This is a genomic window from Empedobacter sp. UBA5036, assembly GCF_002415215.1.
GTDB lineage: Bacteria > Bacteroidota > Bacteroidia > Flavobacteriales > Weeksellaceae > Empedobacter > Empedobacter falsenii_B.
Window position 1 is genome coordinate 50,370 of record NZ_DICC01000052.1, and the last position, 18,963, is coordinate 69,332.

Annotated in this window: 19 protein-coding genes and 1 pseudogene; 14 read left to right on the top strand and 6 right to left on the bottom strand. The window is 31.4% G+C overall.

What is annotated here, in order from left to right; translation table 11 throughout:
* From nuoL to B4J88_RS09455, 7 genes are all read left to right on the top strand, one after another.
* Positions 1-1,893, top strand: a complete 1,893-nt coding sequence (nuoL, locus tag B4J88_RS09425; protein WP_180905457.1) for an NADH-quinone oxidoreductase subunit L — start codon at positions 1-3, stop codon at positions 1,891-1,893.
* 7 nt (positions 1,894-1,900) lie between these two features.
* Positions 1,901-3,319, top strand: coding sequence for a complex I subunit 4 family protein (locus B4J88_RS09430; protein WP_038333343.1), 1,419 nt, complete (start codon positions 1,901-1,903; stop codon positions 3,317-3,319).
* A gap of 20 nt (positions 3,320-3,339) precedes the next feature.
* Complete coding sequence (locus tag B4J88_RS09435; protein WP_038333340.1) at positions 3,340-4,728, top strand: NADH-quinone oxidoreductase subunit N; 1,389 nt, start codon at positions 3,340-3,342, stop codon at positions 4,726-4,728.
* Between the two features lie 272 nt (positions 4,729-5,000).
* The gene (locus B4J88_RS09440) at positions 5,001-5,210 is read left to right on the top strand and encodes a helix-turn-helix domain-containing protein (protein ID WP_219034519.1); all 210 of its coding nucleotides are present in this window, start codon (positions 5,001-5,003) and stop codon (positions 5,208-5,210) included.
* A 441-nt stretch (positions 5,211-5,651) separates the two neighbouring features.
* Positions 5,652-6,299 (top strand): DUF6266 family protein, encoded by a 648-nt coding sequence (locus tag B4J88_RS09445; protein ID WP_219034520.1) that lies wholly within the window; start codon positions 5,652-5,654, stop codon positions 6,297-6,299.
* A gap of 549 nt (positions 6,300-6,848) precedes the next feature.
* The gene (locus B4J88_RS09450) at positions 6,849-8,702 is read left to right on the top strand and encodes a M1 family metallopeptidase (RefSeq protein WP_291067425.1); all 1,854 of its coding nucleotides are present in this window, start codon (positions 6,849-6,851) and stop codon (positions 8,700-8,702) included.
* Complete coding sequence (locus B4J88_RS09455) at positions 8,702-9,475, top strand: type III pantothenate kinase (protein ID WP_181816351.1); 774 nt, start codon at positions 8,702-8,704, stop codon at positions 9,473-9,475. Before B4J88_RS09450 ends, B4J88_RS09455 begins: the two co-directional genes overlap by 1 nt.
* A gap of 13 nt (positions 9,476-9,488) precedes the next feature.
* Here B4J88_RS09455 and B4J88_RS09460 read toward each other — a convergent pair whose 3' ends face one another.
* Entirely contained in the window at positions 9,489-10,883 is a 1,395-nt protein-coding gene (locus B4J88_RS09460; protein ID WP_125348906.1) for a hypothetical protein, read from the bottom strand.
* 120 nt (positions 10,884-11,003) lie between these two features.
* Here B4J88_RS09460 and B4J88_RS09465 point away from each other — a divergent pair, with 120 nt between their 5' ends.
* The 4 genes from B4J88_RS09465 to B4J88_RS09480 all read left to right on the top strand — a co-directional run bounded on the left by B4J88_RS09465 (position 11,004) and on the right by B4J88_RS09480 (position 13,896).
* Entirely contained in the window at positions 11,004-11,579 is a 576-nt protein-coding gene (locus tag B4J88_RS09465) for an RNA polymerase sigma factor (RefSeq protein WP_125348907.1), read from the top strand.
* Complete coding sequence (locus tag B4J88_RS09470; protein ID WP_125348908.1) at positions 11,563-12,222, top strand: hypothetical protein; 660 nt, start codon at positions 11,563-11,565, stop codon at positions 12,220-12,222. Before B4J88_RS09465 ends, B4J88_RS09470 begins: the two co-directional genes overlap by 17 nt.
* Before the next feature lie 29 nt (positions 12,223-12,251).
* A complete protein-coding gene (locus B4J88_RS09475; RefSeq protein WP_125348909.1) occupies positions 12,252-13,292 on the top strand; it encodes a PorT family protein in 1,041 nt (346 codons plus the stop codon).
* Between the two features lie 154 nt (positions 13,293-13,446).
* Complete coding sequence (locus B4J88_RS09480) at positions 13,447-13,896, top strand: hypothetical protein (protein WP_125348910.1); 450 nt, start codon at positions 13,447-13,449, stop codon at positions 13,894-13,896.
* Between the two features lie 35 nt (positions 13,897-13,931).
* Here the strand turns inward: B4J88_RS09480 and B4J88_RS09485 are convergent, their stop codons facing one another.
* From B4J88_RS09485 to B4J88_RS09500, 4 genes are read right to left on the bottom strand one after another with little or no spacing between them, the layout of a single operon-like run.
* Positions 13,932-14,219, bottom strand: a complete 288-nt coding sequence (locus B4J88_RS09485; protein WP_291067430.1) for a hypothetical protein — start codon at positions 14,217-14,219, stop codon at positions 13,932-13,934.
* A complete protein-coding gene (locus B4J88_RS09490; protein ID WP_291067431.1) occupies positions 14,220-14,717 on the bottom strand; it encodes a YkgJ family cysteine cluster protein in 498 nt (165 codons plus the stop codon).
* Positions 14,699-15,130: a pyrimidine dimer DNA glycosylase/endonuclease V gene (locus B4J88_RS09495; RefSeq protein WP_115002324.1), complete on the bottom strand. Its 432-nt coding sequence runs from the start codon at positions 15,128-15,130 to the stop codon at positions 14,699-14,701. Before B4J88_RS09495 ends, B4J88_RS09490 begins: the two co-directional genes overlap by 19 nt.
* An 8-nt stretch (positions 15,131-15,138) precedes the next feature.
* Positions 15,139-16,494, bottom strand: a complete 1,356-nt coding sequence (locus B4J88_RS09500; RefSeq protein ID WP_221854701.1) for a hydroxymethylglutaryl-CoA reductase — start codon at positions 16,492-16,494, stop codon at positions 15,139-15,141.
* A 405-nt stretch (positions 16,495-16,899) separates the two neighbouring features.
* On the opposite strand from B4J88_RS09500, the gene B4J88_RS09505 reads away from it, so the two are divergent.
* The 3 genes from B4J88_RS09505 (at position 16,900) to B4J88_RS09515 (ending at position 18,718) form a co-directional block, all read left to right on the top strand.
* A complete protein-coding gene (locus B4J88_RS09505) occupies positions 16,900-17,118 on the top strand; it encodes a hypothetical protein (RefSeq protein WP_115002328.1) in 219 nt (72 codons plus the stop codon).
* Positions 17,119-17,192: 74 nt separating this feature from the next.
* Entirely contained in the window at positions 17,193-17,951 is a 759-nt protein-coding gene (locus tag B4J88_RS09510) for a GLPGLI family protein (protein WP_115002330.1), read from the top strand.
* A gap of 50 nt (positions 17,952-18,001) precedes the next feature.
* A complete protein-coding gene (locus tag B4J88_RS09515; RefSeq protein WP_115002331.1) occupies positions 18,002-18,718 on the top strand; it encodes a GLPGLI family protein in 717 nt (238 codons plus the stop codon).
* 74 nt (positions 18,719-18,792) lie between these two features.
* Here B4J88_RS09515 and B4J88_RS15220 read toward each other — a convergent pair.
* A pseudogene (locus B4J88_RS15220) lies at positions 18,793-18,957 on the bottom strand (IS256 family transposase); the annotation flags it as partial.
* Positions 18,958-18,963 lie beyond the last annotated feature (6 nt).

The window sequence follows — 18,963 nt, forward strand, 5'->3', positions numbered from 1 at the left end:
ATGGAGCAGTATATATGGTTAATTCCTTTGATTCCATTCATCGGATTTTTAATTAACGGTTTAGGACGAAATGTACTTTCTAAAAGCTTAGTGACTTTCATTGGAAGTGGAGCAGTTTTGGCAAGTTTCATTTTATCAATCATGGTTTTTATGTCAGTTCCATCAGGAGCAGATGCACAACCATTAATTTTTAAGGCATTTGATATTATCAATATTCCAACTTTACAAGTTCCGTTTGCATTTCAAATTGATGCATTAACGAGTTTGTTCTTGTTAATTATTACAGGAGTTGGATTTTTAATTCACGTGTATAGCTCGGCTTACATGAGCGAAGACAAAGGATTTGCAAAATTCTTTTCTTACCTAAATTTATTCATCTTCTTCATGTTGATTCTTGTTATGGGAAACAATTTTGTAATGATGTTTATTGGATGGGAAGGAGTAGGATTATGTTCATTCTTGTTAATTGGTTTTTGGTTTACAAATCCAGAATATATCAAAGCAGCGAAGAAAGCCTTCATCATGAACCGTATCGGAGATGTTGGATTTTTATTGGCGATGTTTTGGATTTTCAAAGAATTTGGAACGTTAGAATATGTAAAAGTATTCAGCCAATTAGCAATTGATTCATCTGCATTTACAGGTTTTGTATTAACAGGAATCACATTATTGTTATTCTTAGCAGCAACGGGTAAATCGGCTCAATTACCATTGTTCACTTGGTTACCAGATGCGATGGCAGGACCAACGCCAGTTTCAGCACTTATTCACGCTGCAACAATGGTAACGGCAGGTATTTTTATGATTACACGTTGCAACGAATTATTTTCGGCAGCACCGATCACATTACAAGTTATTCAGTACGTAGGAATTGCAACAGCTTTTGTTACTGCAACTATTGCAATGCGCCAAAACGATATCAAAAAAGTATTGGCTTATTCTACAGTTTCTCAATTAGGATTAATGTTCGCAGCAATTGGTTCTGGAGCGTATATCGCAGCAGTTTTCCACGTAATGACGCACGCATTTTTCAAAGCATTATTATTCTTAGGAGCAGGTTCTGTGATTCACGGAATGCACCACGAGCAAGATATGCGCAAAATGGGGGGATTGAAGAAATACATGAAAATTACACATATCACTTTCTTGATTGGATGTTTGGCAATCGCTGGTATTCCAGGATTATCAGGTTTCTTCTCGAAAGACGAAATGTTATTAGGAATGTTTGTTTCTAATCCAGTTGTTTACGGAATCGGATTTATCGTTTCTGTGATGACAGCATTCTACATGTTCCGTTTATACGCGATGACTTTCTTAGGAGATTTAAGAGATAAAGATGCTCATCCGCACGAAAGTCCAGCAGCAATGACAATTCCATTAATCATCTTAGCAGTTCTTTCTGTTTTTGCAGGTTATGTAGGAATTCCAGCGTTGTTTATGCAAGACGGACACAAACTTCAAACTTTCTTAAGTGGAGTTGTATCAATCGGAGAAGCTCATCATGTTTCTCATGCAACAGAATGGATGATGATGGGAGCTTTATTACTTTGTGTGCTTGGCGCAATTTATTATGCCATCAAGAAATACACAAATCATGTAGATGGTGAAGCAACTGGAATTGCAAAATTCTTTGAGGATAAATGGTACATCGACGAATTATACGACAATGCAATTGTAAAACCATTGTTCGAGTTAGGTGATGTCTTGAAAAAATATGTAGAAAAAGCAGGAATTGCAGCTTTTGTTTTAGGAGTTGGAACTGTTTCTGGTCGCGCATCAAAAAATGTACGTCAGCTACAAAACGGAAATGTAGGATTCTATATTATGCTAATGGTTGTTGGAATCGTGGCAGGTATCGCAATCTTTTTTATGGGGTATTTAATTTCAAAATAGGTTAGTAATGCTTTTATCTTTATTTATCATTTTACCATTAATAGTAGGAGTTTTTATGCTATTAATGCAAGGTCAAAAACCACAAAGATGGTTAGGAGCATTCGTTGGTGGAGCGTTGTTGGCGTTGTACTTGTTTATCACTTGCAAAGGAGGAAACAACGAGTTAACGTTTCAAACACAATGGTTCAATTTCAACAGCGTTAAAACTTATTTCGCGTTAAATGCTCAAGGTTTGGGAGGATTAATGATTTTATTAACTAACCTTACTTACTTAGCTCTTTTTGTTTATTTATCAACAACAAAACAAAAATATAGCAATACATTCTATGGGTTATTGCTAATCACTTTAGCAGGATTAAACGGAGTTTTCTTAGCAGAAGATTTAATTTTATTCTATTTCTTCTGGGAAGTTGTTTTAATTCCAGTTTATTTCTTAATCGGATTATTCGGAATTGGAAAAGACAAAATTCGCGCAAATATGACATTCTTCTTATACACGATTTTAGGATCGATGTTTATGTTAGGAGGAATTATTTACATCGGATTTTTCTTACAACCAGCATCATTTTTATTAACAGATGTTGTACAAGTTACAGGACCGCATTATTCAACAAATACAGCGTTGGCATTGTTATTCTTAATCGCTTTTGTGATTAAAATTCCAATCTTTCCATTTCACACATGGCAACCAACCATCTACAAAACATCTCCAACTCCATTAACAGTTGTACTTTCAGCTTTGATGGCGAAAATGGGATTATTTGCAGTGGTTACTTGGTATTTGGGAATGTTCCCAACAATTTCAGAATTGTTCAAATACATTACGTATATCGCAATTTTCGGATTAGTTTACGCTTCGTTAATCGCATTGAGTGCAAAAAATGTAAAGAAGATTATTGCATATAGCTCGATTGCTCACTTGGCTTTAATCTTCGTTTCAATATTTTCAGAATTAGCAAATGGTGTAACAGGAGCTTATTTTCAAATGTTTTCACATGGTTTAGTTGTTTTAGGATTATGGTTATGTGTAGATATTATGGAAAGAAAATATGATTTGACAGATATCAAATCGATTGGTGGTTTAGCGAAAGTTGATCCAACATTATCTATCTTATTCATGATATTCGGTTTAGCAAACGTTGCATTACCATTGACAAGTTCATTCATCGGAGAGTTTATGATGCTTTCAGCATTGTTTACACACAATCCAGTTTTATGTGTTGTAGCTTGTTTAGGTGTTATTTTATCTGCCGTTTATACGTTGAGATTATCAAGCGCATTATTGTTTGGAGAAGTGAAAAACATCAAACAAAAAGATGCTCAAAAAGGAGGTTTTGGACCAATTGCAGTTTTATCAGTAATCGCAATCATTGTGATTATCTTAGGAGTTTATCCAACACCAATTTTTAATTTATTAGCACATTAATCATTTTTGAATAAATAGATATGAATACGATTATTTTATCAGCACTTTCAGGTATTATTTTGATGTTTAGTGGATTCTACATCAAAAATAATCGTGCCTTAAATATACTTTCTGTTGTTCTGTTTTTCGGAATGATTGTAGGAGGAATTTTTGATTTGAAAGGTTGCTCAATGTTCGCAGGAAAATTCGATAACATGATTGGACAGTCGCTTTACGGCGTTTCGTTCTTTATCGCATTGGCGGGATTGGCAATTTTTTACTTATTGTTGAACAAAGATTCGTTTGGAAAAGTAGGAAAACATGTGGCAGAATATTATGCCTTAATTTTCTTCTCTTTTACAGGAATCGCAGTTTTAGCACAATTCCATAACTTAGTAATTATGTTCTTAGGAATCGAATTAATGTCAATTCCAATGTACATTATTGCAGGAACAAACAAAGAAAGTCTTAGAAGTACAGAAGCTTCTGTAAAATATTTCTTGATGGGAGCTTTCTCAACAGGGATTTTGATGTTGGGTGTAACGTTTTTGTATGGCGCAACAGGAACTTTTATGGTTGATCAATTGGTGAACTATAACAAAGATTTCGAAACAATTTATTACGCAGGATGGTGTCTAATCATCTTTGCATTTTGTTTCAAAGTTTCTGCAGCTCCTTTCCATGCGTGGACACCAGACGTTTACGACGGAACACCAACTGTGTTTACATCGTTTATGTCGACAATCATCAAAGGAGGATCATTTTTAGGATTTATTTTAGTCTTAAAATCATTCCCAACAAATGTAGAATATGCCGAATATTACCGTTTATTATTTGCGTCAATCATCATTTTGACGTTATTTATCGGAAACTTCGGAGCAGTTTCTCAAAAATCTGTCAAACGTTTGATGGCTTATTCATCAATCGCGCAAGCAGGTTTCATGTTATTTGTTTTGTTCAACATCAATTCAGCTTCTAAAGAGGCTTTGATGTTCTATACGATTGCTTATTCGGTTGCGAATTTCATTATTTTCTATACGATTGATCAATTCAAAAATCCAAAATTTGAAAGTTTCATTGGTTTAGGAAAAGCAAATCCAGTTTTAGCTGCAGCCATGACAATTTCGTTAATTTCATTAGCAGGTATTCCATTAACAGGAGGTTTCTTCGCAAAATTTATGGCATTAAGTATTGGAGGAACAAACGATAAAAACCTATTTTTGATTGTAATTGCATTGGTTATGGCAGTTTTGAGTATGTATTATTACTTCAAAATCATCAACTACATGTATTTCAAAAAAGGGAAAAACAAATTAAAAACACAAGATGGATTAACGAATTTCCTTTTAATCATCGGAATGGTAATCTTAATTGTGATGGGAATTTTTCCAGGAATATTATCTTCATTTTTGCAAACGCCAATGTGGTAATTGTAGAATGATTATTATATAGTTTTTTATTATTTATTATTTAAAAGCTCGTGTCAAGTACTTGACACGAGCTTTTTTTATATGGGATTATTTTGCAAAGAGTGTAAACCCTAACTTATCAACAACACATTATTGATAAATAAAGTTAAAACCCATAAAATCATTTCGATAATCAATTTATCTTTAGAGTAAATCTTACGATTCTTCAGATGAAAAGTCAAGCGTTTAACTCAGTCAATTAGTTTCAACAATTAGCAGAAGAAATCAATAAAATGCAACAAGCATTTGCAGAAGGAAACATTAGTTCTTTAGATTTGTACCTAATGGAAGAGGAGGATGTATTGCAATACCTAAAAATTTGCAAAAGTACATTATACAATTACAGAAAGAAAAACCTTTTAAAAGCCTACAATTATTTTGGTCGAAACGTCTACTTAAGACACGAAGTTTACCAAGCAATAATCAATCAATTACTCAAATAAATCAAGAGGCTTTTAAGCCTCTTTTTATTTATAATAAATTTAATAATACTCAATAAGATCATCATTAAAGATAACAATTAACAACCAATTCTTTTTTTGAATCCTTTTTTAGACAAAAAAAGAGACAGAAGATTTAACCAAAAAGAAAAACTTCCCCGTTTGAAAGAGGTCAGGAGAGTGTAAATCAAATGTAAAACAAAACCACTACAACCACACAAACACCGAACAAACACCGAAGCGCTGCGGTACTTATCAACAGAACAACCACAGCACAACCACAGAAATATACAGACGAATACAAATAAGTACATTTCATTCCAAAGCATTGCAAATCATTCCAAATGTTTCCATTTGTATGCAATAATTGAATTAATACGGATATCCATTACGAACTTCACCATAGAAATTAAAAATCAAGTAAAACATTTAAAACCAAAAAGTATGGGTAAAGTTATTGACAGTATCATTTCAGGTACATCCGGTCGTACAGGTCGAATAGTAGTCGCAAATGTCAACGGTTACGAAATATCACGCATTCGTCCTAAAAAATTATCAAAAGCACCAACTCCAAAACAAGCATTAATCAAAGAACGTTTCAACAAATCAGTCTTATTTCTTGCGAGTTACAAAGAATATGCAAAAGCATTTTTCGGAACAAAAGTAGGATTACGTTCCACATACAATTCTGCAATGAGCAATGTCATGAATGCATTAGTCTGTGATATGGATAATTTACAAATACTACCTAATTATCATCAAATTCAATTTTCAAAAGGAAAAGGAATAGATCTACAACCCTTAGCCATCAGTTCTCCAACTCCGTTAACAATTCAGATCGATTGGGAAAACAACTCCATGGGCTCTAATGGCGAAACAGATTACATGGTGGCATTACTTGCAGAAGACAACGACCTTAATGTAGGAACCCAGTTTTTTCAAACCAATGCAATCCGTGTAGACTTAACATATCAACTAAGTTTATTACCAAGATATCAAGGTAAAGAATTACATATATGGATTGCCTTTGTCAATCCAGAAAACCTATTTGCATCTAATTCTGTTTACGTAGGAAAAATCATAGTAAACTAACATTGACTATGATTCAGAAAAGAGAGAAAAAACCGTTTATATCATAACAAATCACATAAGTTGATGTCCAAGATACAAACGGTTTTTCTTTTTTTATCAAAAGAAAAAACTTCACCAAAGACACAAAAAAAAATCCCTCTCGAGAGGGCATAGAAGAGTGTAAACCCTAACTTATCAAGCTAAATTCATTTCAGCTTCACATTATTTTCTAATCAAATTCCAAATCAAAAAATTGGCATTAAATCGATGACGTTAAGAAAATGATTGAAGAGCAGCGTTAAAAAGATTTTAGCTCGTAGAGTTTTTAAAATCTTTAGCGAAGCGAAAACCATTTTTAGTCCAATCGATTTACAGCCAAGTCTTTTTTGGTTACTTTTTTTGACTGTTCCCCGAAGGGCATATGAATACCAATTAATTAAAATAGATATTCAATGAATAAAAAAAGTAACAGAAGGTTGTTAACTAAATAAAAACAACCAACCCCCAACCTTCACCTTAATCTCAATCTTTTTTGTATTTTTGAAGTTAAAGTTTAATGATTAGTTAGAAATGAGAAAATTCACTTTACTAATCTGCTTATGTTTGGTTCAATTAGCTTTTGCACAACGTAAAGGATATTGGCAACAAAAGGTAGATTATAAAATAGATGTTGATATGAAAGAAAAATCATATCAATACGATGGAAAAATGCAATTGAAATACACCAACAATTCAGGTCAAAGCCTGAATAAAGTTTATTTTCATTTATATTTTAATGCTTTTCAACCAGGAAGTATGATGGATAATCGTTTACAAAACATTTCAGATCCTGATAAAAGAATGGCAACAAATATCGGAACAAAAGAAAATCCTAAATATGTTAGCCGTATTTCTGAATTAAAACCAGATCAAATTGGTTATCAAAAAGTAACATCTCTTAAACAAGATGGTAAAGCCGTTTCATATAAAGTAGACGGAACAATCTTAGAAGTTACATTAGCAAAACCAATTGCAGAAGGACAAACTTCTACTTTCGATATGGTTTGGAATGCACAAGTTCCCGAACAAATTCGTCGTTCTGGACGTAATTCGAAAGATGGTGTAGAATTTTCTATGGCACAATGGTATCCTAAAATGGCAGAATTCGATCCAGAAGGATGGCATTTAGATGAATACATTGGTCGCGAATTTTTTGCGCCTTTTGGTAATTTTGATGTCACAATTAACATCGATAAAGATTATGTAATCGGAGCTTCAGGAGAATTACAAGACCCTAATAGTGTAAAAGGTTATGTAAAAAATCCAACAATCAAAACAAAGAATGGAAAAGTAGCTTGGAATTTCAAAGCTGAAAATATTCACGATTTTGTTTGGGCTGCAGACAAAGAATTTATTGTAGAACATGCAAAATCAAAGCATGGCGTAGATGTTTATTTAGTTTACCAAGATAATGATAAATCTTCTGCGTGGAGACAAGCGATGCCTTATGCATTAGGTTTCTTCGATTATAATTCTGAACACTTTGGTGAATATCCTTGGAAAACGTATTCAATTATTCAAGGTGGTGACGGTGGTATGGAATATGGTACTGCAACTTTAATTGCTGGAGGAAGTAATTTAAATAGTTTAATCGGTACAATTTTCCACGAAGCAGCGCACTCTTGGTACCAACAATTATTTGGAATCAATGAAACGTACAACGAATGGTTCGACGAAGGTTTTACATCGTATGTAGAGCAAATGGCACATCTTAATGTGGTAGATAAATTAAAAGTAATGCCTTCTAATCCAAATCCAGATGCTTACAAAGGTTATATTGCTTTAGCGCTTTCTGGAAAAGAAGAACCTGCAAGTTTATTGGCAGATTATTACAACACCAACTATGCATATTCTTTGGAAGCTTACTATAAAGGTCAAGTTTTAGCGATTCAATTGGGTTATATTATTGGGAATGATAATTTGAACAAAACATTTTTAGAATTCTATAAACAATGGAAATTCAAACATCCTTCTGGAAACGATTTCAAACGTGTGGCAGAAGAAGTTTCTGGAATTAATCTTAAATGGTACTTCAATTTATTTATCAATACAACACGCAAAATTGATTACGCTGTAGAAGCTGTAAACGGAAATACAATTACAATCGCTAATAAATCAGATTTTGCAATGCCGATTGATTTATTGGTTGAATATACAGATGGATCTAAAGAGTTATTTTACATTCCTTTACGTGAAATGCGTGGAGAAAAACCAGCAGAAAATTTAGTGGAATATCAAGGTGCAAAAAGAACAATTTTAGAAGATTGGTTCTGGACAAAACCTACATATGACGTTAAAGTTTCAAAAGAAATTAAACAAGTTACCATCGATCCAACAAAACGTTTGGCAGATGTAAATGATAAAAATAACGTATTTACAAAATAATGTTATTAGCAGTAAATATTGGAAATACTAATCTTCGTTTCGCGGTTTTCAAAAGTGAAACGGAGATTATTACATGGACAATCAATTCAAAACCTTATCGTACCGAATACGAGTTTTTTGCAAAATTCTCGAACATGTACGAGCCTTTCGGAATTTCGAAAAATGATATTACAGATATTGTGATAGGTTCGGTTGTACCACCACTTACAGCAAGCGTTAAGATTGCGTTACAAAAGATTCACAAGTTCAAACCAATGGTTGTAGATCGTAATACGCCATCAGCAATCAAGCATAAGTCAAACCAAATGGGAACAGATTTATATGCGAATGCAGTAGCTGCACATTATCAAAATTATCAAGGCAAAAAAATTGTCATTGATTTTGGAACTGCGCTAACTTTCTTAGGCATCGACGAATCGGCAAGTGTTGGTGGAGTAGTAATTGCTCCTGGAATTATTACTGCCTTAAATTCGTTGGTGGGAGAAACAGCTCAATTACCAACAGTCGAACTGAAAGCACCTAAAACTGTTTTAGGATCAGATACAGAATCTTGCATGCAATCAGGAATGGTTTATGGCTTTTTGAGTATGGTTGAAGGAATGATCGATCGTATCAATGCCGAAGAAGGAGAACAATGTTATGTGATTTCGACAGGAGGAGTTGGCGGTGTTTACAAATCGTTGACAGATAAAATTGATATTGATGATCGTTTACACACGATAAAAGGTCTTAAAATATTATACGAATTGAATAAAGATTCGTTTCAGAAATAGTTAAAAAATCCGCTCAATCAGCGGATTTTTTATGTTCAATAAAATTGTTTATCTCCGAACTATAAATAATTTCAGAGTTATTTTCTTGAGGGGCTTTGTCTAAAAATATAATAGAAGGATTGATTAGTCTTAGAATAGCCTTGTAAATATAGTTAGGTTGTTTATTCTCATGTGTATAATAAAATGTTTTATTAATAATTGGAATTGTATATACTGTTTCGATTACTTTTTCGTCATCATCAAAATAATATTTAGGAAGAGATGATTTGTTTTGAGCAACCTTTTCTACAGCATGTTTATAGAATAGAAAATTAGATGGAATTTTAACAATAAAACAACAATTATAAACTAAGCTTAATAAACAAATGATAAATAAAATTTTATCTGATAAAACGTTGTTTTCACGAATAACAATTAACAAAGCAAAATAAAACAAATAGGAAGAGTTAAAAAGAATTCGAATTCCTAATGGTTCGATTCCTTGAGCCATTGCAGCAAAAAAAGTAATAATTCCATTTAAAATAGCTACAATAACTAAATATTTAACGAAGATATTTTTTGTTTTTTTAAGTAATCGAAAACTAATATACCAAAAGATAAAATCGATTATAATAAAGATAAATGAAAGAAATAGTTTTGTTTTTGTAGTATAGTCAAAAGTTTTGAGATAAAAGAAAGGATTCGAAAGATTAATAAATCCAATGAAATCAACGTAAGTGTCTTTCCAAAAATGATCAGTTTCATTATTTATTCGTTTACTTTCCGAAGCAAATGATCCAATATGTAAATAATTAAAAAGTAAATAAATAGAAAGTAACATTCCTATACATACAATTGTGCTAAATAAGGTAAATTTTATTCTTTCTGAATAACCTTTTAAAAAGAAAACAAATGGTAGAGAAGAAATGAAAATAAATACATTAGCATATCGAATTGTGCACAAGATAAAACCTAAAATTGAAACAGTAATGAAAAATTTTTTACTCGATATTTTATCAGAAAACAATTGATGAATAGAATAAATAAACAAGTATAAAAAAGGTAAACCAATATATTCTGAACATTGGTATATAAAAATCCAAGTGGTAGATTTTAAACACATCAGTAGAAGAACTTCTCTAAAATAAAATTGTTTTTTATAAGAATGCCAAAGAATAAATAAGAAACAAATGAGCTTGAGAAGTATCGAGCTGTAAAAATATTCGTTTGTTATTTCTTTGAATAAACGTAGAAACAATGGAAATCCTAACGGAAATAAATTATCTTCTACTGCAGGAAGTTTATCAGCTAAATTGATGTAATAATTAAAATCCTCTCCAATTCCACCATTAGATAATAGAAACGGTATAAAAAGAATAATGAGTATATTGAGGAAAATAAGGAAATAATCTAATTTTTTTAGATTCATTATTATAACTTGTTGTTTCTGAGAACGATTTTTTTTATTAAATATTTTAAATATTTTTTTAATTTTCTGTAACCTTTTTACAAACCTTGAGTCTATTAAGTAAGAAAGCAATTAACACACGTGAAATTATTTGTACTAAATCGAAAAAGTAAAGAAGAAATTTTAGTCGAACGACTAAAAAAGAACGATGCTTTGGCGCAAAAAGAACTCTACGAACAAAACTCCAAAAAGATGCTGAGCGTTTGTAGAAGTTACATCGAAGACATGCATTATGCAGAAGATTGTATGATTAACGGTTTTTGTAAAGTCTTTAATCATATCGAGAAATTTCAAAATAAAGGAAGTTTCGAAGGTTGGATGCGTCGAATTATGGTCAACGAATGTTTAACTTTTTTACGTGCAAATAAAACATTGATTTATGTTGATGATGTAAGAGTTTCTAATTATGATGAAGCGGATGAAGAAGTAGAGGAAGCGTGGTTAAATTTTAATGTGCAAGACGTGTTAGATCAACTTTCAGAACCTTATCGATTGGTGTTTAATCTTCATATTCTCGAAGATTATTCGCATCAAGAAATTGCAGAAATGCTGAATATTTCGGTATCGACCAGCAAAACGCAATTGTTTCGAGCAAAGGCAAAACTGAAAGAAATTGTTCTAAGTAAAAAGAAAATGACAAATGAAAAACAACGATAAAATATCAAACTATATAAAAGACGATTTAGAAAATCGTGAATTGAATCCTTCTCATGATGCGTGGGACAGAATTCAAGCTCGTATGGATGTCGCTCCATCACCACAAAAATCAAACTATAAATGGTGGTTGTCTGCTGCGGTTGTGGCGTTGTTTACAGTTACTACGTCGGTTTATTTATTCTCGAATCAATCTAAAAATGATCAACCAAAAGAATTTGTAAATCATCAAGAAAAAAGTAATTCTGAAAAAGTTCAATTAGATTCGAATACAATTCACTCTTCAGAATCTATTTTAGCGAATAATGAAAAGATTGATTCTTCTAAAGAAATTGAAGCCCAACCACAAGAAGAGAAGAAACCGATTCAACATGGTAAAGTTCAGGTTGCAATAAATGAAGAATCTCAACAAGTTGAAATGGCTTTTCCAACGAAGAAAGAAGCTATTGCAGAGAAGAAAGAAGAGTTAAAATCAGAAGCTCAACCAAAGAAAAATATTGCAGCTAACACAACATTAGATTCTGTAAAAGTGAACAAAAAGAAGAAGAATTTTGTAGATCCAAATATGTTGTTGTATTCGATCGAAAATAAAGAAAATCTAAAGGAGTCAAACCAATCGCGCGTGGTTTCTATCGGCTTCAAATAAAACATTAATATCCCTAAATTAGCAAGATTATGATAAAAAAACTTATCGTAGCAGGATTATTATGCTTATCAGCTACATCACTATATGCTCAAAAATTTACATTTGATTTGAATGATAAAAATGACGAAAAAATCAGTCCAATTGTAAAAGATCGCATTAGCGAATTTACGTTAGTGATTCGTCAAATTGTGCAGGAAGAAAAATCTGCAATGGAAAAGAAAATTGCGGCAGTTGACAAAGAATTAGCAGAAGGAAAACTGAATGCTTCTGAGGCTACAGCGAAGAAAGAAGCGATTGCAAATGTGTATTCGGGAACGATAAATGATCGTATTCAGGAAGTGAATTTTAACTTAGATGATATCATCAAACAACAAGTTGCATTTTCGATTATGAATGGCGAAGATCCAATTACGCCAAAAACAAAACAAGATGTGACGAAACGTTACCGAATTGCGAATCAAATTAACGGTTATGCTTCTTTTGGATACATGGCGTTTACAGGTAAAAAAGACGAAGAATTGAACAAACACGAAAAGTTTTCAAGTAATATTACGGCAGGTTTAATGTACGAAAGACAATTATCCTTAACGAGTCCAGTTAACTTTTTAGCAGGAGCACTATTCTCTTGGAGAACTTACAGAATTGACGATGATATGCGTTTTAATCGTGATGAAAATGGAGATGTTGGTTTAATAAAACATGACAAATCGTTAGACAAATCGAAGTTGCGCTCGGCTTATTTTATGGTTCCAGTTGGATTTAAATACAACTTTTCGAAAGTCAAAAATATTACCGAAGATTTTGCATATCGTCCGCAAGGAAAACACTATATCGCAGCATATATGTATGGAGGAACGTTGTTATCATCGAATAATATTTACAAAGGAGATGGTGTTCGCAGCAAAAATCGTGGAAATTATAATGTGAATAATTTTATCTACGGAGCCGAAGTAACAATTGGTTTAGGATTGATTGATGTCTTTGTGAGAAAGGATTTTAATAATTATTTTAAAGATAATACATTTGATAATCGTAAAATGATTCAGTTTGGCATAAATCTTGGATTATAACAATTATCTCAATCATAGTTTTAGTATTGAAATTTTATAACATAACATTTTTTTTAATATAATGAACCTCAGATTTATCTGAGGTTTTTTATTTGTAGAAAAATTTTCTAAACCTGTTCAAAAAAATTGTAAATTAGTACAAATCCAATGAGAGATGGTAAAATCTAAACTTAGTTGGCAAACACTTCTTCTCATCATCATTTTTCTATTATTAATGATGGTTAACTTCACGTTTGTCAAAGCTTTTTGGTTTGGAGGAAATTTTTGGATAGACGAACCTTTTTTACGCATTGGCGTTTTCATGATTTCTTTACTTGCATCGATGTCTATTTTATACGATTTAACGTTTAATTTGACCTTATTTACGTTAAAAGAAGAAACGTTCGAAATCAGAACAATTTTCAAAAAAGATGAAATTCCATATCGAGCAATTTATTATTTGTACGAAGAAGAAGACATTTTTCGCTTGAATCGCAATCAAATTCTAACTATTCAAACCAAAAAATCAAAGTTCAGATTACGAAGTTTTTTTGATTCAAATTATGATCAAGTAAAAACTAAACTAACCGAAAAAGCAGAACAATACGTTAATTTATTAGCTTAATGATATTAAAAAAACGTCGCTCATAGAGCGACGTTTTAATTATTACTATTATTTTTTAAGTAAATCAAAATGTTTTGAATCAGCACTAAAATTGCAACCGATGTAAAAAACATAAAGCCAACATAAATGGCAACTTGTTTGTCTTGACCAATTTTTATGAAGATAAAATAAGCCAAAAGCGTTCCCATGATTTGCATCAAAACGGCGCGCCAAGCAATTTTTTTTACAACAGTAGCATCTTTGGTTCTAAATCCAGCAATTCCTTGATAAATTGTCGGAAATATCAACATAATAAATGCGATTATTTTTAAGAGTGTATCCATTTATACTTTTATTTCTTTCTGCATTTGTTCGACAACTTCATAAGTTGCTGGACAAATCAATGTGTTTTTTATCGTTAAATGATTTATTTGATAAAACTTTTTGCGATCGGTATGTGGGAATTCTCGACATGCTTTCGGACGATCTTCGTACACCAAACAATAGTTATCACTATCCAAAAAAGGACAAGGCAACTGCTGTAAAACGTAGTCGTTATCTTCATCAATTCGTAAATATTTATCAATAAATTGACTTGGTTTGATTCGAAAAACATGCGCTAAACGCTCAATATCTTTTTGTGTAAAAAGTGGACCAGTTGTTTTGCAACAATTCGCGCAAGAAAGACAATCAATACGATTGAAAACATCTTCGTGGATTTCTTCCATTTTCTGATCCAAGTTTTTAGGTGGTTTCTTTTTCAACTTCTCCAAAAACTTTTTATGTTCACGTTGTTTTTCTTTTGCTTTCGCAAAATATTCTTCTAAGAAATGATCTCCCATTTTTCTATTTCTCCTTCTTTTACTTCGAAAATCTCTGCGCAATCAACCATTTTGAGGTTTTCAAATTGTTTGAATCGCTCAGGATCTCTTTGTTCTAACTTCTTTAATAAATGGTTGAATTCATATTGCATTTGACCTGTTGTAACCTCAATTTTAATCTTTGTAAAATCAAAATCAATTTTATTTCGGTCAAAATTATATCCTCGTCTTGTGGCTTCGTCCCAAACTTCTGCTAAATATTGATTAATCGCTTCAAGCGGTTTTTCAATTGATTTGAAACGAATTAATTGCGGATGATTTTTATAACCTTTTGTATTGCCTTCCAAAACATTTTTTGCCAAAAGCGTTTCGCGCCAAAGTGCTACAATTCCTTTTGCATCGAGATATTTCGGATGAACAGACCAAATTCGCATTTGTTAGATTACTTCTCTTTTTTGATCTCTTCTACATTTTTTACACCACGTAATCTGCAAAACTCTTCGATAACATTGTGATGAGAAACCGTTTTATCTTTAAAATAATTGACAAAATATTTCTTTTCTTCTTCAGTTGCTTCTAACTGATTCAAGATATTCATTAAGTGCATTTTCATGTGACCTTTCTGAATTCCAGTTGTAACCAAAGAACGTAATGCACCAAAGTTTTGCGCTAAACCTGCAACAGCAACAAATCCCATCAATTCTTTAGCATTCGGTTTCCCAAGAATTCCCATTGCTAATTTTACTAACGGATGCAAAGCTGTCAATCCACCAATTGTACCAAGAGCAGTTGGTAAATCAATCCAAAAACGAAAAACTCCATCTTTCACTTCACAGTGTGTTAACGAAGAATACTGCCCATCTTTCGCCGCATATGTATGCGCACAAGCTTCTACAGCACGGAAATCGTTACCTGTTGCAATCACAACCGCATCAATTCCGTTCATAATTCCTTTGTTATGTGTTGTTGCACGATATGGTTCTATTTCTGCAATGCGAACAGCGCGCAAAAACTTTTCTACAAACTCTTCTGAGGTTACATTTCCTTCTGCCAATTGCTCAACAGGACAAGAAACCTCTGCACGAACAATACAATCTGGCGTATAATTCGATAAAATACACATCACGATTTGAACTGAATCTTTTTCATCATCTGTAAAAGTAGAATCAGCTTCTATCTCGTTGCGTAATGTTTTGGCAAATTGTTCTAAACAAGAATTGATAAAGTTTGCACCCATCGAATCCATTGTTTCGAAAGACGCTTTTATTTGATAATAGTTTTCTAAATCAGCAGTTTTATCAATTAATTCCAAAGCTAAAATACCACCACCACGCGCACGCATGTTTTTGGTGATATCATTTGTCGTTTCGATTAATTGATTTTTAATCGTTGTTTCAAATGCATTTTGTAACTTTTCTTTGTCGCCTTCGTACATAAAATGAACGTGACCCAATTTTGTTGTGGATAAAATAGTTGTTTTGAAACCACCACGTGTTTGCCAAAACTTCGCAGCTTTAGAAGCCGCAGCAACAACAGACGACTCTTCAACAGCCATTGGAATGGCATATAATTCGTCGTTGATTAAAAAGTTTGGTGCTAAACCAAACGGCATATAGAAATTAGAAACTGTATTTTCTGAAAATTCGTCGTGCAGTTTTTGTAAATCTGCATCATCATTCCAATATTGTTTCATGATTTGAATTGCTTTTTCATCGCCATTCAAATATTCATTGACAACCCATTCAATTTTTCCTTCTTTCGATAATTTCGAAAAACCTTCTACTGCTTGATGCTTCATATTGGATATTTTTTTATAAGACAAAAGTACAAACGTTTTGAATGTTATAAGATACTTCTTCTGTTTTTTGATTAATTTTTAACGATTTAGTAGAGTAGTGGATTTGGTTAAACACAATAAATGTAGAATTAGTTATTGTACTATAACTTTTTGAAGAAAATATCCACTTGAAAATTGATATTCTAAAATATAAAAAACACCTTTTACTTAACATAAAAGGTGTTATAAGATATTTCAACTCTAATGTAAAAAACTTCATTTTTAAATATTTCTTAAATTAAGTATTTAAAATTTTTTGTTTTTTAAAAAAAATATTAATTTAGAAATATTAACAACAATATTTAAACTAAAAAAAATGGAAAAATCTTATTAGCAAGTGCTTTTGCACTTATCGGAACTTTTGCTATGGCAAACGAAACAGAAACAAAAATTACAAATGAAGTTAAAGAATTATCATCAGTTATAAATTATAATACTTCTGAAGATGTTAATAATTGTGAAATAACAATTCGTGATGGTAATGGTAAATTACTTGCTTATACAATAGTTTATGCTACTTCAGAGTTAAATTGTAATTATCAAGCTGATAAGTATTTAGAGCAATATATTGCAGATCATTCATAATTGAATTAACTAATATCAACTACATTAATATAGCCTGATTATAATTAATCAGGCTATTATAAAATAAATAATAAATGAAATTAAAGCCACTATTATTAATAGTTTTATTTTGTATTGCTAATTCTATTTATGCGCAAATCTATAAGCTTGATTATCAGTTCAATAATCATGTTTCAATATTGAATAGAACAAATACATATAACACAACATTAGTATATGACGTTCCTAATAAGGTAAGTTTATATACGGTAATAAAACTAAAAGAAAAAGCAAAGAGTGAAAAAAACAGCACTTCATTAGTTATAGATGAAAAGGTGATTGATAATGAATTAATTTATAGTAATTTCAAAAAATTAGAAATGGTCATTCAAGAACAGATTGATATTGAAATGATGAATTTTACAGAAAAAATACCAACTATCAAATGGGAATTATCAAATGAAACAAAAGTAGAAAATGATTATAATCTTAAAAAAGCGACTGCTACTTTCAGAGGGCGAAACTATACAGCTTGGTACACATTAGATATTCCTGTAAATGTTGGACCATGGAAATTGCATGGACTTCCTGGCGCAATAGTAAGTGTTAATGAAGACAGCGGGAGATATTCTTGGCAATTAAAGGACGTGAAAAAGATAGAAGTAAGTACAATAAAAAATCCTTTAGAAAATAAAACGTATGCTGTAAAAAGCATCAAAGAATATCCACAATTAAAATTTGAAACGCCAGAAAGAGTTAAAGAAAAATTAAGAAAAATAGACAGTAATTTTATATTCCCAAAAGGAGAAAGAATAGATATAGAATTATTATTTGAATGGGAAAATAATTTATGATTCAATTAACTATCCAAAGCCACAGAAATTAGAAAAAAATAAGAATCTATATGAAAAATATACTTTCATTTGTAATGTTATTGTGTTTTGTAAATACATTTTGTCAAGAAAAAATACAAATAGAATACGAATTTCGAAATGAATTTGATATTGAAAATGCAAAAGATGCTGTTGTCAAAGAACGATTAAAAAACAGTAACGAAAATAGATTGTATTTTGAGTTTTTAAGTTCTGATAAAGAATCGCTTTTCCAAAGAATAGATAGAATTGATAACTCTCAGGGTAGATCAGGAGTCTCAATTTCCTTTATAAGTGGACCAGGAGGAATTTATTATAAAAATTTAGTTGACAAATCAACTCTTTCTGAAGTGAACTATAACGGAAAAAAAATGTTAATAACCGATTCTATAACAACCAAAAATTGGATATTAGCAAAAGATAAAGATAAAATTTTAGGGTTCGATGTTAAAAAAGCAACTTTACAAGTTTCTGAAAATTCATTTGTTGAAGCTTGGTATGCGTCAACAATTAAAATAAAAAATGGACCTTCTAATTATGAAGGATTACCAGGAATTATTCTAAAATTAATTTTGACGAATAAAGAAGAAAATTCCGTAAACAAACAAATTTATTTAGCAACAAAAGTTGAAGTGAGTGATAAATTAAAAATAAATAAACCAACAAAAGGTAAATCGATAACTCAAGTAGAATTTGATGAAATGATGAAAGAGGAGGAGAGAAAATTTAATGAATTATTTAAACAATAATTAAAAAACATATAAAAAGACAGTGTCCAAAATTCTGTGTAATTATATTTCAGGTGGGTTTGATTTTTTTATAGTTAAACCCATTTTTCAAATATAGTTAAAAATTGATTTAAAACTATTCCCCAATTATGAATTGGTTGTGTCCATTTTTTTGAGATTTGCATTAACGATCGATTAATTGACTTTTTGTTCGCGTAATCTGTTGGGAATGTTAGTTTATTTTTGGTATATTTTCGGACCTAGCC